Source organism: Bordetella tumbae, from assembly GCF_965139195.1.
Taxonomy (GTDB): domain Bacteria; phylum Pseudomonadota; class Gammaproteobacteria; order Burkholderiales; family Burkholderiaceae_B; genus Bordetella_A; species Bordetella_A tumbae.
Map to the genome: position 1 here is coordinate 1 of NZ_CBCSJH010000031.1, position 16,037 is coordinate 16,037.

Here is a 16,037-nt window from a genome sequence, read left to right on the forward strand (position 1 = left end):
GCTCATGGGCCGAGTCGCGGCGATAGGCCCGGCGGGGCTTTTACACGCCGACCTCCTGCGCCAAAAGAACTCCACTCTACGCATGCCACAGACAACAACCGTAGCGGAGAAAAATACCCCCACGAGGGGCAGCAAGCCGTTGGCGCAACCAAAAGAACCGAGATTCAGGACGATGTCAGACCGGCGAGATTAGACTGGAAGCTCAGAACACGGTCTTGCTCCACATTGCCGGACGTTTGATCCCCAGTCCGACGATTGCAGGGCCAGTTCTCTGACACCAATGCCGCGCCCCCCGCGAGCCTTTAACGGCGCGGCATTGTGTGACCCTGCCCGGCCCGGCTTTTTCAAGCCGGGCCTTTTTTTGCCTGGATCAACGGCGGCGGCCGAAACCGATCACCAGCACGCCGGCCACAATCGCAGCAATGCCAGCCCAAGTCGGAATCGAGATCGATTTTTCCGTTTCCGCCGTCGCCTTGACCGAACCGATCTGCAACACGGTTTCTTCGCTGGTGTAGTTGAAACCCTTGTACACCAATGCCGCCGCACCCAATGCGATCAGAACCGCACCCACAAGCGTCGCCAGTTTCATCGTTATCATCCTTTATTCATCAATGACGATGCGGCGGACGATACCAGAAGGCCCGTACTCTGTCAGTGACAGAACGCATCGCAGTACGCCACCAGTGAAAACCGCTACGGACCCGTTGTGCGACACAGAGCCCGCTCACTCATACAACGTCGCCCCTTTGCGCCGCGTAAACTGCGCTAACGAACGCAACGCCAACGCATGCATCGCCGCAACCGAAGGCAATAGCGTCTCGTCCTGACGCGTCAACACACCGACGATACGCTCGACGACAGGCTCGACCAACGGCACGAACGCCAGACCCGTGCTCGCGGGAGGTCGAGCCAGCACAGGCAACGCGGTCACCCCGAGTCCCCCCGCCACACTAGCCAGCAACGAAGCTCGATTCGAAATATCCATCGCTGGATCATCCACGCCGGCGCCAAGCTGGCGGCCCTTGAGCGTCGCAAACGTCGCATTTGCAATCAATCGCTCGCCGGTCAACTCAGACCACGCAATACTGCGGCGCCGCGCCAAGGGATGCGTCTTGCGGCAAACCAGACCAAAACTATCACGCGCAACGGGGCTGAACGCCAACTCGTCCGTACGCGGCAATTGACCCGCCACGCCCACCTGCACATCTCCCGACAACACCAGACGATGCACATTGGGAGACGACTCATCCACGGCCCGGATTCGAACATCAGGATGCCGCTGGGCATAACGCGCCACCAATCGCGGCAGCCACTCGTCTGCCAACGAAGGCATCACCGCCAATGACACTGGCCCCTGATACCCCATCGCATAAAGCCGCGCCCCATCCTGCACGCGATCATGCGTCGCCAGCAGCTCTCGAAATGACGGCAGCAACGTCTGCCCCAACGGCGTCAAGCGAGCGCGCTTGCCAGGCTCGAACAACGGTGCGCCAATCTGTTGTTCCAGGTCTTGCATCGCTGCCGAAACAGCCGCTTGTGAGCGAAAAGTGCCCTGGGCCGCATCGCGGAAACTGCCCAGATCCGCCGCCAGTACGAACTGACGCAGATGCTGAATTTTCAAAGGAGCAGACATGGTGCAGCCATTATCTAATTCGGATTTTCCGAAATTAACATGAATTAATTTAGATTGCTAAAACCGGACTGCAGCGCCAACAATGCTCCCATCGTTCAACCGGGAGCCCAGCATGTCTGTGCAAGTTCGCAAAGTCGTTAGCTACGTAGAAAAGACCTTGATCGAAGGCGGCAAAGCCGCTGAAAAACCGTTGGTGATGATCGTGGCTGCAGCAGTAATCCGTAACCCTTGGGCCGACAAACCGTTTCAGGAAAATCTGCGCCCGGAAATCCTGGCCGCCGCACCGCCATTGGGTGAATTACTGGTCGGCGAAATCCTGCGCCATGCAGGGTCGGCCGATGCGATCGAGGCTTACGGTAAAGCGGCTATCGTCGGCACCTCGGGCGAAGTCGAACATGCGTCCGCCCTGATCCATACCTTGCGTTTTGGCAATGCCTATCGCAACGCGGTAGAAGGCACCAGCTACCTGAGTTTCACCAACACGCGGGGCGGTCCGGGTTGCGTCATCTCCATTCCGATGATGCACAAACAAGACGAAGGCTTACGCTCGCATTATCTGACCGTACAGACCTGCATCTACGACGCACCGGCCCCCGATGAAATCGTGATTGCCTTGGGCGCTGCCACCGCTGGCCGCCCACATCACCGCATCGGCAATCGCTATTCCGACTTGAAAGAACTGGAACAAGAGGCGCAAGCAAAATGAACGCTGCGGTGCGTCGATCAGGCCAGGGCGCGCCCTTGGTCCTGCTGCATGGTGTGGGTCTGGATCATCGCCTGTGGGATGACCTCGCTCCCTGCCTGGAATCGGATTTTGAGGTCTTGCGGTACGACCTCCTCGGTCACGGACAGGCGGCTCCATTACGAGCTGCCGTCACACCGGAAGACTTTGCCAAACAACTGGACCGCGTACTGGACCAAGCCGGCTGGAACGATGCTCATTTGTTGGGCTATTCCATGGGAGGCCTGATTGCAGCCCACTACGCCGCGACAAGAGCCTCACGCGTCCAGCGACTGACACTGCTGAGTACGGTTTATCAACGCACCGAAGCCGAAGCCACAGCGGTTCGCGCGCGGCTCGACGCGTCAACAACTCAGGATGCTCAAGCCTCGACGGCCGTATCCCTGGCGCGATGGTTCACTCCCGCGTATCGCGAAACCCACGAAACGCGTGTCCAGGAAATCGGACAACGCTTACTCGCCAATGACCGCGACAGCTTTCTGCATGCGTATCGCATGTTCGTCACGGGCGATCGCCTGATCGATACACACGCGATCCGTTGCCCGGTACTCGTCATGACAGGCAGCGACGACGTGGGCTCCACACCGCGCATGAGCGAAACCCTGGCCGCCGATTTGCCGCGGGCGCAATTGCAGATCGTCGCAGGACAGCGCCACATGCTGCCCGTGGAGGCGCCTGCCACCGTCGCTCAGGCGTTGCGAGGTTTTTTCTTGCCGGCCTCTACATAACGCACTATTCCCGCACAGGGAGGAGACAAACCATGAATCGCAGAACCCTACTCAAATATGCCGCCGCCCTAGGCGCCGCAGAACTGGTTCAACCCGCCTGGGCGCGCGAGGCGCCGTTGCGCGTCGTCGTGCCTTTTCCCCCAGGCGGCGGCACCGACGTCCTGGGACGCGTGATTGCGGCCTCACTAGAGCCTGCGCTGAACCGTCCCGTCATCGTCGAAAACAAGCCTGGGGCCAGCGGCATGCTGGGCGCGGACTACACCGCCAACGGCGCGAAAGACGGCGGCATTCTGCTATTCGCAGGTCTGGTTCCGTCCGTACGCTACTACGCCAGGCCACCTGAAGACGTTCTCAAGCAATTGGCGCCCGTATGCCCTATCGCGCGCTCGCCGTACATGGTGGCAGTGAACGCCGATGTGCCAGCCAAGACCATGAAAGAACTAGTCGAACAGGCCAAGGCTCGCCCCCAGGATCTGACCTTTGGCACGCCTGGCAACGCGACTCCCCAACATATCGCTACCGAACTCATGCAAGCCGCCTGCGGCATCGACATGCTGCACGTGCCCTACCGAGGCACCGGGCCGATGATGACGGACTTGCTGGGCGGACAAATCCAGTTGGTCGTTGCCACAGTCGCTGCCGTCGAGCCCTACCTGAAAAGCGGCCGGCTGCGCGTATTGGCCGTTACCAGCGCAGAACGCTTACCTAAATATCCGGACATCCCCACTATCGCGGAAAGCGGTTACCAGGGATTTTCCGCACAAATCCAGTTCGGCACGTATTGCGCCGCGGGGACGCCAACGGACATCATCGCCGCGCTGAATCAGGGCGTGAACCGCGCACTGCAAACGGAAGATGTTCGGCGCAAACTGGGCGAGCAAGGCTTCACGCCGACAGGAGGCCCGCCCGAGGCATTGCAAGCGGCCTTGCTGTCCGAAATTCGCGAGGTCGCGGCCCTGGTGAAATCCGGCAAAGTCAAAGTCGATCTCTAGCGATAAAACCCAGCCCGGCAGACAGAACATCATCCGGCCTGCGCCTGAAGGAGCCGGACACTGAGCGTCGGCCCGATGTCGTCTCGAGATACACAAGAAAAGCACTGACCTGCCGGCGAACCGGGCAAGGGTCGTATAGAATCAACCCTTTTGCCCGACGCCATGTGGTTCAAGAATCTCAAGATCTACCGACTATCCGCACCGTGGACGCTGACCGGCGAACAGCTCGAAGAAAGCTTGGCTCGGCATGCCTACCAATCCGGTAACAACCTCGAAATGCAGAGCGTGGGCTGGATTTCGCCTCGCGAAAACGCCGCGCTTTCACACACCGTCAATCAACAGATTTTGCTCAGCCTGCGTGCCGAGAAAAAGCTGCTGCCGACCACGGTCGTCAACCAGGTCGCTCGTGCCCGCGCTCAGGAAATCGAAGAGCAACAAGGGTACAAGCCTGGCCGCAAGCAAATGAAGGAAATCAAAGAGCGCGTCACTGACGAGCTCTTGCCCAAGGCCTTCAGTGTCTATCGTGACACGCGTGTCTGGATCGACCCGGTCAACCATTGGCTGGTCATCGATGCCGCCGCCTCGGCCAAGGCCGATGAAGTCATCGGCTTGCTGGTCAAGACCATCGATCCGCTGCCACTGGAAAACCTGTACGTCGCGCAATCGCCCGCTGCCGCCATGACCGGCTGGCTGGCCGCCGACGAGGCCCCCGCGAATTTCAGCATCGACCAGGACACCGAACTGCGCGCCTCGGGCGAAAGCCGCGCCGCCATTCGTTACGTCAAGCATTCCATCGACGTCGACGACGTGCGCCGCCACATTCAGTCAGGTAAACAATGCACGCGCCTGGCGTTGACCTGGGCCGACCGCGTGTCCTTCGTGCTGACCGAAGCCCTCGACGTGAAACGTGTTGCGCCACTGGACGTCCTCAAGGAAGGCAACGACACCGTCATGCAAAATGACGATGAAAAGTTCGATTCCGACATGGCATTGATGACGGGCGAACTGGCGAAATTGCTGGCCGATCTCACCGAGGCTTTAGGCGGCGAAAAGCGTATTTAAAAAAAGCCCCACAGACTGGGTTCAATCCAGTCCGTGGGGCATCATTGCTTTTATCGCCGGGCCATCTCAGGATAAACACATTGCCTGAGAACCAAGCCCGGCGGCCATACATGCCCGCCGGTAAAGACCATCAATCCAGCCCGTGGAAAATCGAATCGTCCGGGCCGATATGCGACGGATGTTTCCACGTCACATCGCGCATCGAATGCTGCACCAGACCTTCCACCCCTAGCAGCACCGCGAAAATCGCCATCCGGATCGGAATACCGTTATCCGTCTGACGGAAAATCGCCAGACGCGGATCGTCATTCAGATCGACGCTCAGATCGTTGGCACCGGGCCGGCTATCGCGAGGCAGCGGATGCATGACGATCGTATCGGGTCCGCAATGCGTGTCGATCGTCGCGCGGCTGATCTGAAACTCGGGCGTGTAGCCTTCGCTTTCCTCGTTGGCGAAACGCTCCTTCTGCACACGCGTCGCATAAATTACGTCTGCGCCCGCCAAGCCCTCTGCCAGGCTGCTTTTTTGCTCGATCACATTATCGTTACGGCTAGCCTGTTCGATGATGTAGTCGGGCATTTCCAGCCCTGGTGGGGAAATCAAGGTGAACTTGATGCCCTTGTACAAGGCCAACAGCTTGATCAACGAATGCACTGTACGGCCGTATTTCAGGTCGCCGACCATGGCAATATGGGCGCCATCGAGCAGCTTACCCAGCCGCGAGAACTCGGTCAGAATCGTGTACAGGTCCAACAGTGCCTGGCTGGGATGCTCGCCCGGACCGTCGCCGCCATTGACGACGGGGATATTCGTAGCCTGCGCAAACTCGGCGACCGAGCCTTTATCGGGATGACGAATCACCATGGCATCGACGTAACCGCTCATGACGCGACTGGTGTCGTAAATCGACTCGCCTTTGGCCATCGAGGAAAAGGTAAAGCCGGTGGTATCGCACACCGAACCGCCCAGGCGGCAAAAAGCCGAACCGAAACTCACGCGCGTACGCGTACTGGCCTCAAAAAACAGGTTCCCCAGCACCGCCCCTTCCAGGACGCGAGATACTTTTTGCCGACGGGCGACAGGCTGCATCAGGTCGGCTACGCGGAACAGATCCTCGACCGACTCGCGGGTAAATTGATCCACAGACAGTAATTGGTGTTTGCCATTCACTGCGATCCGCTCTCGCAACGGGCCGGCCTGTGCGCTCTGCGTATACTTTTCCAGCAAGGCGCTGTTTTGTACGATTTCACTGACAAAACGCTCGACCACCTCGGGCATCGCACGGAATTCTTGCGATCCTTCTGGCAGGAGCCATGTGTCTAGGGCACGTCGCTTCACGCCGATACGGGTGGCGAAGACATCGCGAGTCAGATTGAGGCGACGCATGGCGTCGCGTAGAAAGGCTTGCTGGGAAATGGACATGGCGGCCCCTGGGTTGCTAATGTACGCAATGCGTATATTAAACCCAGGATTTCGTGCGCCGCAAGCGATTTTCTATCGCGACTCGAGGAGCGTTATTGGCGGTCCAACGGACGGCATACCGGCGTCGCGCTCTGGATCGAGGCTTTGGCTGCCTCGATCTCCGCCTGATCCCACTGTCCTTGACCCAGCACCATGACGGTGACGTTCGACGCACTGGCGCCGTCCGATTGGGCTCGAATGATTTCCAGGATTTTGGCGGGCTCGGTCTGCTTGAAAATCCGAATCTCATTGGGCGCGCCCTTTTCCCCCAAGGTCTGATGCGTTTGATACACCACACCATAAGGATGGGTGCGTTGCTCATGGCAAACACGCACATACTCGCCCGCGCGGCGATGCGCCGCCTGGACATCTGCCTGTACCGAAAAAGTTTCTGTTGCTCCTGGAGGATCGCCGGACAACAACCCTTTGCTGGCGCAGCCGCTCAATACAACGGCAATGGTCAACCCTGCCAGACCCAAAATGCGCATAGTCATTCCCACTAGATAGTGCTAATGGTGGCATTATGCATCACTAGCCGCACGTCGCGCGGCGTGCCGCTCACGCAAACCGAGTGAGTGAGCGGCGGGCGCCAACCTTAATCAGCCGCGCGCTGAATGCTTTCACCGCCCTTTTCGATATCCTTGCCGGCCCCCGCAATCGTATTGCACCCCGCCGAGATGGCGGACACAGCAAGCAGAACGACGAGCAAAATGCGATTTTTCATGAGTTCTCCTGTGACGACTTATCATCAGGGCCAGACCTACTGACCCTGCAGCCGGACTTCAGATCCCCGGCTCGGTAATCATGCACCGTTTTTTAACAAATCGCCAAACAAATCAATATGCCAACAGTGCACACTGTGTCATACACGCCAAAGCTCTCATAAGGTAGGATGACGGTATGCGACATTCTTCTTCTACGCCCGGCGATGCGGACCAAGGCTGGGGCTGGCAACAGCCCGGTCACGGCCAAGCCGCATTGGCATTATTCATTGATGATCTGCACCATGTATTGCAGGCCCATGCCGCGCGACGGCTAGCCAGTGCAGCCCCCTTGAGCGTCGCACAGGAACAGGTCGACGCCCTGCTCGCCCGCTATGTAGAGAAGCGCAAAGCGCCGGAAATTTTCGAGGGGCAATCGGTCACCTTGAAAGAAGGCACCGACCGGGATGGCGTATCGCACACCGTGCCGATCTTTTCGCCACATCTGAAGCAGGCCTTGGTGGCCATGCTGGGTCAACCGGGCAAGCAGACCCAGTAATTAACAGTACTGCGGCGGCGCCACGTACCGATTCATACGAACCACAGGGCCGCCCACGCACAGGCAGGCCCTATCCATCATAGCGTGCGCTACTGTTTGGCTGCTGCCTGCATCGGGCCCGACCACGGCTCCGTTTCCAACACCAGGCGCGTTTCTTGAAAGCCCCCTAGCCCGCTCTTTAGTAACCCCGTATTCAACGCCTGGCCGATAGCGCGCCGGCACAGCGTTTCAAAATCGTCAGATAGCGATTGGAATGCTCCATCGGGAATACGCAGCCGCAAGCTCGCATCCGCCGAATCCGCCGTAGCGGCGGCATCCCCTATATGAACATGTGCGGGATAACCATGCGGGCACCAAACGCCCACATAGTACTGTCCCTGCGGGCCGATATCTGCGATATAGCCGGGATGATCATACTTGGCTGTACCCATGTAACACGTCTCCTGAGAAGAGAAAGCTGATAATCCGCCTGGGCATGGTATCCCATGCCCGGCGCGGCTGCTACAGTGGGATTTACCCCAAGACAAACCATGCTTCAGCCTCAGAACGTCCTGAGAATCTGCTGCACTTTGCCCTCGAGACTGTGAACGTCGTCTTCCATCGCAGCTCGCTTGTCGCTCAGCCCGCGGATTTCGTTTTCGCTGCTCTCCAGCTGCTTCAGATAACGCGTGCTCAAATCGCTGCTCCCCGGCACCGCGCCGAGATTCTGCCGAATGCGCTCCTGCTCACCCACCAAGCGCTCGCGCGCGTCGTCCAGATCCTGTAGAGCGGCCTGCGCCTCGACCTGTTTTTTGCGTGCCTCGGCCAACTGAACCAGCTTGGCCGCCAAGGCCTTGTCGGGACTGGATGCCGACCACGCCAATAACATGTCGGGTGCCGTATCAACCACCGCATAAGCGTTGCGCTGCAACTGCTCATCCACGGCTTCCAACGTCTTTTCCTGGCCCGCCGCCACAGTGGCCTTTAACCGATGATGGGTAGCGGTTTTGCCATCGCTTTCAGGTGATGAGAAGGTCCACCCAGATCGAACGGGATGCTCAATCACGACAACACGCTCACCGTCCAGGGCACCCGAGACGGTGTACCGCGTCACGATACGGGACTTTTGCGTCAAGCGCAGCAGCCCGTCCACCACCTTGATCTCGACGACTTCATCGACCGGTTTTTGATCCTCGGCAATACTCACCTTTCGGTCTGTGGCAAAGCTGGCCAAACGCGTGTCCTCATTGGGCAACCCTACCAACTGTGCATCACCGACATAACCCGACTGAGCGTCATAAATCGTGAGAATGCCGCCCGGCAGACTGACACCCGTCGTGTTCTTTAGCATCAACGCAGCCACAGGATGCGGTGACGATGCGCCCGCCTGATACACGGACACCATCGTGGCCGGCACCTCAGCATCAACAATAGGCGTGGACAAGGTGTCGCCATTGCCCAGATCGTAAGTACCTGGCAGCGCAAATGTGGCGGAAATATCGCTTTCACTGGCCGCGGCGCTGTCCTCGGCGGAGGCCGTTGCCCCGCCATACTGATCCGCCATGGCAACGGGTGCCGGCGCTGCCTCCAACATTGGCGCGGCAGGTGCGGGCCGAATCGCCCTCATCCTGGCCGCCCCCGTCGAGGCAGCAGCTCCTGCCGCTTGCTCACGATTCGCCAGATTTCCCGTATCCGCCCTGGGCACATTGGTCGAGGCCGTATTCACCGGCAGCTCGTATCGATTCTTCCAATACAACTGGTGCAGACGCTGCCTGAGCGTTACGGGATCCGCAGACGTCAACACGATTTTGACGTGCTTCCAGTCTTCGCCACTGGCATTTTCCAGTACTGTCCAGGCCTGCAATCGGGCTTTGCCATCGTCCTGCGCCACGACCTTATATGCTGTCTTCCATATGGGTGCGGCGATTACGTACGAGACATCGACATTGCTGTTCGATGCGCCTGTCAGATTAATATTTATCACGCGCGACCGGTCGTTCTTGGCCCGCCCGATCGCGTCGGCGGCCTCGGCGAGCTTGTCCCTCAGCGCGGCGTCATCGACACTGATAGAGGCGTCTTGCGACAACTCCAGCGTCGCGACCGCGCCCGAGGATGTCAGCGCAGACAACAGGAAAAACTGGGTGCCATCGGCGCCTTTGCGCGGCTCGACTCCCAGCACCTTGCCCTGCACCGTTTTGCCATTACTCGTCACGGTAACGGCTGCGCCCTGCAAAGCGGTCAATAGCGCAGGCACCGAAGCCAGCGCCTGAGGCGGAAACGGCAGACCCTTGAAACTTTCCTCGAGCGGCCTGGGCCCGACCAACGAAAAGCCCGACACAGAGGCTGCCGAGCTATTGAGCACCAGGCTTTTCAAAATATCATCGACCTGATCGAGCGGCACCTCCAGACGAACAGAGCCGTCGTTCACCGGCGCAGCCCTGACAATCTCGGCCAAGCCCCCCGATGACAGCCTGACTTCGCGTATCGAGCCATTATCTGACGCCCAAACACTCATCGGCGCCAACACCGCGATGCACAAGCTGACGACGGTACGATCGAACATGACTCCTCCTGCGCGCCCTATGCGCTGATTCTCAGGTCGTACTATAGCTATAGCCGAGCGTCATGCGCGCATAAGGGCGGCGCAAAAATTCAACACGGGTGTTCGCAGAGGTGCACTACAAGCATGGCGATGACGGGCCAGCTCTGACAACGACTTGATCCGGTCTTGGAAAGACGGCGTCCACAGCCGAAAAAACAAAACGCCCCCGGCGAAATTCGCACGGGAGCGCTTGAAATTTGGTTGCGGGGGCAGGATTTGAACCTACGACCTTCGGGTTATGAGCCCGACGAGCTGCCAGACTGCTCCACCCCGCGTCTGATGTTTGTAATCATAGCATAATATTCGATGCGCTGCATCAACTGCTTCGCCCATACACGCCAAACCGGGCGTGGCCGTATACATAACAGATGCGTCAGCCCCTCTGCCCTGAGCAGGATCGAGTGAGTGTCTTCGAATACATAAGACTCGCCCTGCCGCAACGGCGACTGGGCGATGTACGGCATGGCGTCACCGTCACGGGGAATGGATTGATGCTGGATGACACCGCCTGTCAGACAGATCAGTACCGTGCCACGAACGCCGTACACAGTCTGTGTAGAGCCAGGGGGCAAGACGATTTCTTCCGTCAAGCTGGATGTGCTGGTGCCGGGTGCGCTGCTGCTGGTCATGATGGCGTTCCTGTCGAGAATAGCTCGGGCCGGACAATGGCCAATCCCGAGTTTGTCTAGATCGGGCGATCTCGAAAAACCGCCCAAAACCGTCCAGTCAGATTACGCGCCCGCCCTTCATCGCAACAGACACACAGGCTTGTTTTCTGTGCCGTAACAGACAGCATTTTGGGGATCTGTTATGGTCGTCTTTCCCGCAAACTGTGTATTACGGTTTGGCCCGATCGGGCTCATGATGTTGAGATGGATGTGCCTATGACCTCCCCTCAAGTTCAGCCGACTCACGATCAGCCTCTGTATCAACGGCTGGCTGATCACTATCGCCGAGCCATTGATAACGGCGTATTGGCGCCCGCAGAGCGCATGCCTTCGGTACGCAATCTGGTCCGCACCCATCGCGTCAGCCTGTCAACGGCGCTGCAAGCCTGCCGGCAACTCGAAGACGATGGCCTGATCGAAGCCCGCCCACGCTCCGGATATTTTGTCCGCGCCAAGCATCGCACGGTCATGCTGCCGGCATCCGAGCCGGATCCCGGGGTACTGCCCGGCCCGGCAAATTATGTGGGGATCCACGATCGTGTCTCGGAATTCATCGCGCAATGCGAGCGGCACACCACCAGCATCAACCTGGCCCTCGCCGCTGCCGCCCCCGAGCAGTATCCGGCCGAGGCGCTCAAGCAGGCCATGATTCGCGCAGTGCGCCAACATCCCTCGATGCTGGTCGATCGCGTACCGCCCCACGGCCATCCAGAATTGCGTACGGTCCTGGCCAGGCGCGCCCTGGAGCTGGGAATGAGCTTGGGGCCGGACGATATCGTGGTCACGCACGGCTGCATCGAGGCCGTCAACCTGGCGCTGCGGGCGGTTGCCCGACCGGGAGATACCGTTGCCGTGGAATCACCGGTGTACTTTGGCCTGCTGCAGATCCTGGAAAGCCTGGGCATGCGTGCGCTCGAGATCCCGACCAGCCCGCAACACGGCCTGTCTGTGGACGCGCTGGAATTAGCACTGCAGACCCACCCTCACCTGCGCGCCGTGGTCGTGGTGCCTAATTTTCAAAATCCGTTGGGCTGCATCATGCCGGATACTGAAAAGGCGCGGCTGGTGACACTGTGCGAACGCCATCAGATTGCTCTCATCGAAGACGATACCTATGGGTTGCTCTGCGATGACAATGAATTGCGGCCGGCTATCAAATCCTGGGATCACACGGGCAACGTGATTTATTGCGCCTCGATGCACAAGACCCTGGCGCCCGGCATGCGATTGGGCTGGATGACGGGTGGCCGCTGGGCCGCGCGCGTGGCCATGCTGAAATTTGCGCAAAGCCGATCGAATGAGCCCCTGGCTCAGGTCGCCGTCGCCGAATACATGGCGTCCAAAGCCTATGATCGACATCTGATCCGTCTGCGCCGCCAATTGAAGAGCCAGCGCGAGCATATTGCCGAAGACGTGGCTCGATATTTCCCGCCCGGCACTCGCCTGAGCATGCCCGAAGGCAGCATGCTGCTATGGGTGGAAATGCCCGGCCAACGATCCAGTACAAAGGTCTTTGAACAAGCCTTGGCGCATGGGATACGCATCGCCCCCGGCACCATGTTTTCCAATTCGGACCGCTATAACCATTTCCTGCGACTGAGCTGCGGCTCGCCGTATACGCCCCAGATGGCTCAGGCCATGCGCACGCTCAGCAATATCGTGGCCGAGACAGACTAGCGTCGATCGCCCCTCCTTTGGCCCGATTCTTGCGCATTGATGTCAGGATTTAACCGCCAGGGGTAAACCCTTGCCCCACAAGGACGTTTTCTTTCTTTGCCCGAGCTATCCCAAGGGTTGTCCACAGAAGCTGTGGGTAAGTCGAGCGGCCTGAACAGTGAAATTATTTGATAGCGGCCAATACACTGTCACGTACGCTTTCAAAACCCGCCACATACTGCGGATTCTCAGAGCGTGCCAACAAGCTGGAATAGTTCTGCTCCAATTGCGCCTCGATCGCCTCGCGCAGACCGGGCGACGATTTGGCCAGGTGCAGCATCGACGACAGGACCGAGTTCAACGCATCAATGCGCCCGCCCTGGTGCGAAATCGTGTGCACAATAACAGCGATTTGTTCTTGAATATCCATGAAAACCTCGTGAAGAATGATGCTTGGCGGGCATGCTAGCATGCCCGCCAATGATAGCTATTGCGCTTGCACAGAGCATCCCTGTGCTTTGTAATAGCACAGATCTTATTCGTGGAATCCTCATGCTGCTTCGCCCGCTCACTTATGCTTTGACGTTTTCGCTGCTCGCTGCCTGCACCAGCATGAGCCAAACCACGCCCACGGGGCCCGATACGTATCGAGTGACGTATAACGCAGGCGCCAAATGGCAGACGTGGGTAGAAGTCAAACACATTGCGCGCGAGCAGGCCGAGGCTCATTGTGCGTCGATGAACAAGCGCATGACGCAACCCAAAGTGACATCCAATCACGCTACGGGATTGATGCCCAAAGAGGCGACCATTGATTTCACGTGCGAGGCGTTACCGGCACCCGCACCGTCAGAACAAAAATCTGGCTCGTAAACAAAGCCACGTAGTGCAATCACCCTGGTTGAGTCTTGCAAGCAAGAATCAAGAGGCTCCCCCTACTGGGGGGGGTTCTGTGCCCTGGCCGGCGATTTCGGCCAATTCCCAGTCGCCGAGATTCGTCGCGTAATCCCGCTCGAGTGGGCGTCTGCCTCCAAACGGCTCCCGCGCCTCGACCTGAATATTGTCTGGACCCGACACGCGATACGTCACATGCCCCCATCGCACACGGGCTGCCCAATGCGCCGCGGCAATCACACTCAGGTGAAAGACATCCACAATCGGCTGCAGACAGCCCAATACGATTTGAACGAGCCGCACAGACCCGGAATCAGGCATGTCCATCTGGCGAGACACTTCGCTGATCCCATATTGCTTGAATACGCCCAGGGTCATCAGCGATGCCAGCACCCACATGGCAGTGCCTTCCATCACGGCAAACCACATGGCAGCCCCCCATCCGGACAAGCGCAGCCCGACAACGCACAACCCCAGCCGCCACAATGCGGGCCGATAGATACGGCACATCTGATACTGCCGGCGAGCGAAATGCCACGCCGATACAAACGATTGCCGGTTGGGCGACGGCACTAACAAGGATTTATGCGTCCCGACGCGCAGTCCCAGTTCAGCAGCACGGCGAGCCAAGGCCAAATCATCGGAAAGCACACGATCCAATAGCGACCGCAGATCCAGGCGCTGCGCGACCAGCGTCGTCATGGCGATGCTGCCTCCCCATGTCACGCAAGCACAGTCCAACTCTATGCGTGGCAACAAGGTAATCGCACGATCAGCGGCCGTGACAAAATGCGCGCCGATGCGGTGTTTGGCGACTTGCTGCCAGCGATGGCCGCTAATGATGTCGTATTGCCCCGAAACGATAGGCCAAACCAAGCCGCCCAACCATTCTGAGTCGGGCACGATATCGCCATCCATCAAGACGAGGACTTTGATCTCGGGATCCAGCTGATCCAGTGCGGCTTGTTGATTGCGGCATTTTTGTGCCTGATGGGTGGCGGGACCCGCGACGACCAGTTTGATCGGGAAGCTTGCGTTGTGAGCTTCGGCCTGAACCCTGGCATAGGCGGGATCCAGCTCGGATTCGACGGTGACAAGCAGACAGGCCGGACGCAGCGTCTGCTTATTGAGTGCCTCGAGCAGCGCTCCGAACGATCGGGCCTCGCCCGTCAGCGGCAGAATGACTGACACTGGCACGCAGCCGGTCGGGCGGTATTCGCGCAGCGAAATCAAACGCAGGATCACGCTCAGCAAAGAGATGACACTGATGCCAATCGCAGCGACATAGAGAGCGTAGACCAGAAACACGGATACCGACCATCAAAGTGAGCCTGCTTTGTCTGCAGCCCTGTCCCCGGGGCTGTGCCGATACACGAGCCAAAGTGAACGATTTCGTGACAGCCCAGAAAATCTCACACCTTGATGTATTTGGACAATACTATCACGGAAAAAGTCTAAATATCACGGGTTGATACCTCCCCATTAAATACAAAAAATGGCCGCCAGTCTTGCCAGACTGGCGGCCATTTCGCGACGAAAAACGATCTGAAGCAGGTAAAGACGAGCGCCCGAAAGACGCTCTCGTCTCCTATCAGAGGTCTAATTTGGCAATTTTTGCGCCTTCGAGTGAAACACCTGCCATCAGCCCACCGTTGTTGAGAACAAAACCAACAATGGGTTGCTGAGCAGTATTGGTATCAATGCTGCCGTTCGCCCCTACATTGGCAACAGCCACCGTCGCATCCGCGCCTACCGTCCACCCATTACTGTTGCGGAATTTTTGCAAGGCTTCATCCGTCATGAACAGCAGAATGACCGCCTTGGACTGCGCACCCGCCTGGAACCCTACCGAACCCGCCGTGGTGCTGTAGTACCCGGAATCCACGCCGCCCACCCGCAGTACGCCCTTGCCATGCTGCGCACCTACGATAAAGCTCGCACTCAACACAGACGGAAACACCAGCACACCCTTGGCACGCTCGACCAGAGCCTTGGCCTGTGGCGACGTCTCGTACAACTTGCTCAGCGTGGCGTCCGTTCCGCTGTTGATTTCCTGCCTCTGTTCAGCGGCGCTGGCTGAAGCTTTGTCCGAGGTCGTGGTGCAGCCGGAAAATACGAGCCCAGCCACTGCAACCGTCATCGCCGCCATCGCAGCGCGACGCATCGTCGGGAATGTATTAAGCATGAGACGCTCCAGTTGTTATTGAGGAGCCTTTCACTCTACTCGCCTGTTGATAGCCAAATTGCGTGAGCCTGCAAGACATCCCTGCCAATCGCAACAAGGCAATTCGTAATCAGGGGAATTGTGGCTCAGGGTAATTAACTGTTACTTACGTGCCTGATACCATACCCCTCATCC

At 58.6% G+C, this 16,037-nt stretch carries 17 protein-coding genes and 1 tRNA gene; 7 read left to right on the forward strand and 11 right to left on the reverse strand.

Translation table 11 applies throughout. The annotated features are described in order from the left end of the window. Positions 1-370: 370 nt before the first annotated feature. Positions 371-589: a hypothetical protein gene (locus ACNA0J_RS23085; RefSeq protein WP_415821212.1), complete on the reverse strand. Its 219-nt coding sequence runs from the start codon at positions 587-589 to the stop codon at positions 371-373. 135 nt (positions 590-724) lie between these two features. After that, on the reverse strand, positions 725-1,633 hold the full coding sequence (locus ACNA0J_RS23090) for a LysR substrate-binding domain-containing protein (RefSeq protein ID WP_415821214.1): 909 nt from the start codon (positions 1,631-1,633) through the stop codon (positions 725-727). A gap of 112 nt (positions 1,634-1,745) precedes the next feature. On the opposite strand from ACNA0J_RS23090, the gene ACNA0J_RS23095 reads away from it, so the two are divergent. The 4 genes from ACNA0J_RS23095 to ACNA0J_RS23110 all read left to right on the forward strand — a co-directional run bounded on the left by ACNA0J_RS23095 (position 1,746) and on the right by ACNA0J_RS23110 (position 5,157). Continuing rightward, positions 1,746-2,339, forward strand: a complete 594-nt coding sequence (locus ACNA0J_RS23095; RefSeq protein ID WP_415821215.1) for an amino acid synthesis family protein — start codon at positions 1,746-1,748, stop codon at positions 2,337-2,339. Beyond that, complete coding sequence (locus tag ACNA0J_RS23100; RefSeq protein WP_415821216.1) at positions 2,336-3,103, forward strand: alpha/beta fold hydrolase; 768 nt, start codon at positions 2,336-2,338, stop codon at positions 3,101-3,103. The genes ACNA0J_RS23095 and ACNA0J_RS23100 overlap by 4 nt, the downstream gene beginning before the upstream one ends. 32 nt (positions 3,104-3,135) lie before the next feature. After that, on the forward strand, positions 3,136-4,095 hold the full coding sequence (locus ACNA0J_RS23105; protein ID WP_415821217.1) for a Bug family tripartite tricarboxylate transporter substrate binding protein: 960 nt from the start codon (positions 3,136-3,138) through the stop codon (positions 4,093-4,095). 162 nt (positions 4,096-4,257) lie between these two features. Next, complete coding sequence (locus ACNA0J_RS23110) at positions 4,258-5,157, forward strand: recombination-associated protein RdgC (RefSeq protein ID WP_415821276.1); 900 nt, start codon at positions 4,258-4,260, stop codon at positions 5,155-5,157. 130 nt (positions 5,158-5,287) lie between these two features. Here ACNA0J_RS23110 and ACNA0J_RS23115 read toward each other — a convergent pair whose 3' ends face one another. The 3 genes from ACNA0J_RS23115 to ACNA0J_RS23125 form a co-directional block, all read right to left on the reverse strand. Beyond that, the gene (locus ACNA0J_RS23115; RefSeq protein ID WP_415821218.1) at positions 5,288-6,580 is read right to left on the reverse strand and encodes an aspartate carbamoyltransferase; all 1,293 of its coding nucleotides are present in this window, start codon (positions 6,578-6,580) and stop codon (positions 5,288-5,290) included. Positions 6,581-6,672: 92 nt separating this feature from the next. Then, positions 6,673-7,107 carry a BPTD_2524 family lipoprotein gene (locus ACNA0J_RS23120; protein WP_415821219.1) on the reverse strand — a complete coding sequence of 145 codons (435 nt, stop codon included), beginning with the start codon at positions 7,105-7,107 and terminating at the stop codon, positions 6,673-6,675. A 107-nt stretch (positions 7,108-7,214) separates the two neighbouring features. Next, positions 7,215-7,343: an entericidin A/B family lipoprotein gene (locus ACNA0J_RS23125; RefSeq protein WP_094820556.1), complete on the reverse strand. Its 129-nt coding sequence runs from the start codon at positions 7,341-7,343 to the stop codon at positions 7,215-7,217. A gap of 176 nt (positions 7,344-7,519) precedes the next feature. Here ACNA0J_RS23125 and ACNA0J_RS23130 point away from each other — a divergent pair, with 176 nt between their 5' ends. Beyond that, positions 7,520-7,879 (forward strand): hypothetical protein, encoded by a 360-nt coding sequence (locus ACNA0J_RS23130; RefSeq protein ID WP_415821220.1) that lies wholly within the window; start codon positions 7,520-7,522, stop codon positions 7,877-7,879. A gap of 89 nt (positions 7,880-7,968) precedes the next feature. Here ACNA0J_RS23130 and ACNA0J_RS23135 read toward each other — a convergent pair whose 3' ends face one another. From ACNA0J_RS23135 to ACNA0J_RS23145, 3 genes are all read right to left on the reverse strand, one after another. Then, entirely contained in the window at positions 7,969-8,310 is a 342-nt protein-coding gene (locus ACNA0J_RS23135; RefSeq protein ID WP_415821221.1) for a hypothetical protein, read from the reverse strand. A 110-nt stretch (positions 8,311-8,420) separates the two neighbouring features. Then, positions 8,421-10,421 carry a DUF4139 domain-containing protein gene (locus ACNA0J_RS23140; protein WP_415821222.1) on the reverse strand — a complete coding sequence of 667 codons (2,001 nt, stop codon included), beginning with the start codon at positions 10,419-10,421 and terminating at the stop codon, positions 8,421-8,423. A gap of 237 nt (positions 10,422-10,658) precedes the next feature. Continuing rightward, a tRNA-Met gene (locus ACNA0J_RS23145) sits at positions 10,659-10,735 on the reverse strand. Positions 10,736-11,344: 609 nt separating this feature from the next. On the opposite strand from ACNA0J_RS23145, the gene ACNA0J_RS23150 reads away from it, so the two are divergent. Continuing rightward, the gene (locus ACNA0J_RS23150) at positions 11,345-12,805 is read left to right on the forward strand and encodes an aminotransferase-like domain-containing protein (protein WP_415821223.1); all 1,461 of its coding nucleotides are present in this window, start codon (positions 11,345-11,347) and stop codon (positions 12,803-12,805) included. Positions 12,806-12,968: 163 nt separating this feature from the next. On the opposite strand, the gene ACNA0J_RS23155 is transcribed toward ACNA0J_RS23150, so the two are convergent. Continuing rightward, positions 12,969-13,214, reverse strand: a complete 246-nt coding sequence (locus ACNA0J_RS23155) for a hypothetical protein (RefSeq protein WP_415821224.1) — start codon at positions 13,212-13,214, stop codon at positions 12,969-12,971. A gap of 122 nt (positions 13,215-13,336) precedes the next feature. Here ACNA0J_RS23155 and ACNA0J_RS23160 point away from each other — a divergent pair, with 122 nt between their 5' ends. Then, complete coding sequence (locus ACNA0J_RS23160; protein WP_415821225.1) at positions 13,337-13,657, forward strand: hypothetical protein; 321 nt, start codon at positions 13,337-13,339, stop codon at positions 13,655-13,657. Positions 13,658-13,705: 48 nt separating this feature from the next. On the opposite strand, the gene ACNA0J_RS23165 is transcribed toward ACNA0J_RS23160, so the two are convergent. Together ACNA0J_RS23165 and ACNA0J_RS23170 are read right to left on the reverse strand one after the other, a co-directional pair. Then, positions 13,706-14,986, reverse strand: coding sequence for a glycosyltransferase family 2 protein (locus tag ACNA0J_RS23165; RefSeq protein WP_415821226.1), 1,281 nt, complete (start codon positions 14,984-14,986; stop codon positions 13,706-13,708). Between the two features lie 283 nt (positions 14,987-15,269). Further along, entirely contained in the window at positions 15,270-15,863 is a 594-nt protein-coding gene (locus ACNA0J_RS23170; RefSeq protein WP_415821227.1) for a BPSL1445 family SYLF domain-containing lipoprotein, read from the reverse strand. Positions 15,864-16,037 lie beyond the last annotated feature (174 nt).

Excerpts from the sequence above, each read along its gene's own strand:
- ACNA0J_RS23085 (WP_415821212.1), bottom strand. The coding sequence starts at position 589 with ATGAAACTGGCGACGCTTGTGGGTGCGGTTCTGATCGCATTGGGTGCG.
- ACNA0J_RS23090 (WP_415821214.1), bottom strand. The coding sequence starts at position 1,633 with ATGTCTGCTCCTTTGAAAATTCAGCATCTGCGTCAGTTCGTACTGGCG.
- ACNA0J_RS23095 (WP_415821215.1), top strand. The coding sequence starts at position 1,746 with ATGTCTGTGCAAGTTCGCAAAGTCGTTAGCTACGTAGAAAAGACCTTG.
- ACNA0J_RS23100 (WP_415821216.1), top strand. The coding sequence starts at position 2,336 with ATGAACGCTGCGGTGCGTCGATCAGGCCAGGGCGCGCCCTTGGTCCTG.
- ACNA0J_RS23105 (WP_415821217.1), top strand. The coding sequence starts at position 3,136 with ATGAATCGCAGAACCCTACTCAAATATGCCGCCGCCCTAGGCGCCGCA.
- ACNA0J_RS23110 (WP_415821276.1), top strand. The coding sequence starts at position 4,258 with ATGTGGTTCAAGAATCTCAAGATCTACCGACTATCCGCACCGTGGACG.
- ACNA0J_RS23115 (WP_415821218.1), bottom strand. The coding sequence starts at position 6,580 with ATGTCCATTTCCCAGCAAGCCTTTCTACGCGACGCCATGCGTCGCCTC.
- ACNA0J_RS23120 (WP_415821219.1), bottom strand. The coding sequence starts at position 7,107 with ATGCGCATTTTGGGTCTGGCAGGGTTGACCATTGCCGTTGTATTGAGC.
- ACNA0J_RS23125 (WP_094820556.1), bottom strand. The coding sequence starts at position 7,343 with ATGAAAAATCGCATTTTGCTCGTCGTTCTGCTTGCTGTGTCCGCCATC.
- ACNA0J_RS23130 (WP_415821220.1), top strand. The coding sequence starts at position 7,520 with ATGCGACATTCTTCTTCTACGCCCGGCGATGCGGACCAAGGCTGGGGC.
- ACNA0J_RS23135 (WP_415821221.1), bottom strand. The coding sequence starts at position 8,310 with ATGGGTACAGCCAAGTATGATCATCCCGGCTATATCGCAGATATCGGC.
- ACNA0J_RS23140 (WP_415821222.1), bottom strand. The coding sequence starts at position 10,421 with ATGTTCGATCGTACCGTCGTCAGCTTGTGCATCGCGGTGTTGGCGCCG.
- ACNA0J_RS23150 (WP_415821223.1), top strand. The coding sequence starts at position 11,345 with ATGACCTCCCCTCAAGTTCAGCCGACTCACGATCAGCCTCTGTATCAA.
- ACNA0J_RS23155 (WP_415821224.1), bottom strand. The coding sequence starts at position 13,214 with ATGGATATTCAAGAACAAATCGCTGTTATTGTGCACACGATTTCGCAC.
- ACNA0J_RS23160 (WP_415821225.1), top strand. The coding sequence starts at position 13,337 with ATGCTGCTTCGCCCGCTCACTTATGCTTTGACGTTTTCGCTGCTCGCT.
- ACNA0J_RS23170 (WP_415821227.1), bottom strand. The coding sequence starts at position 15,863 with ATGCTTAATACATTCCCGACGATGCGTCGCGCTGCGATGGCGGCGATG.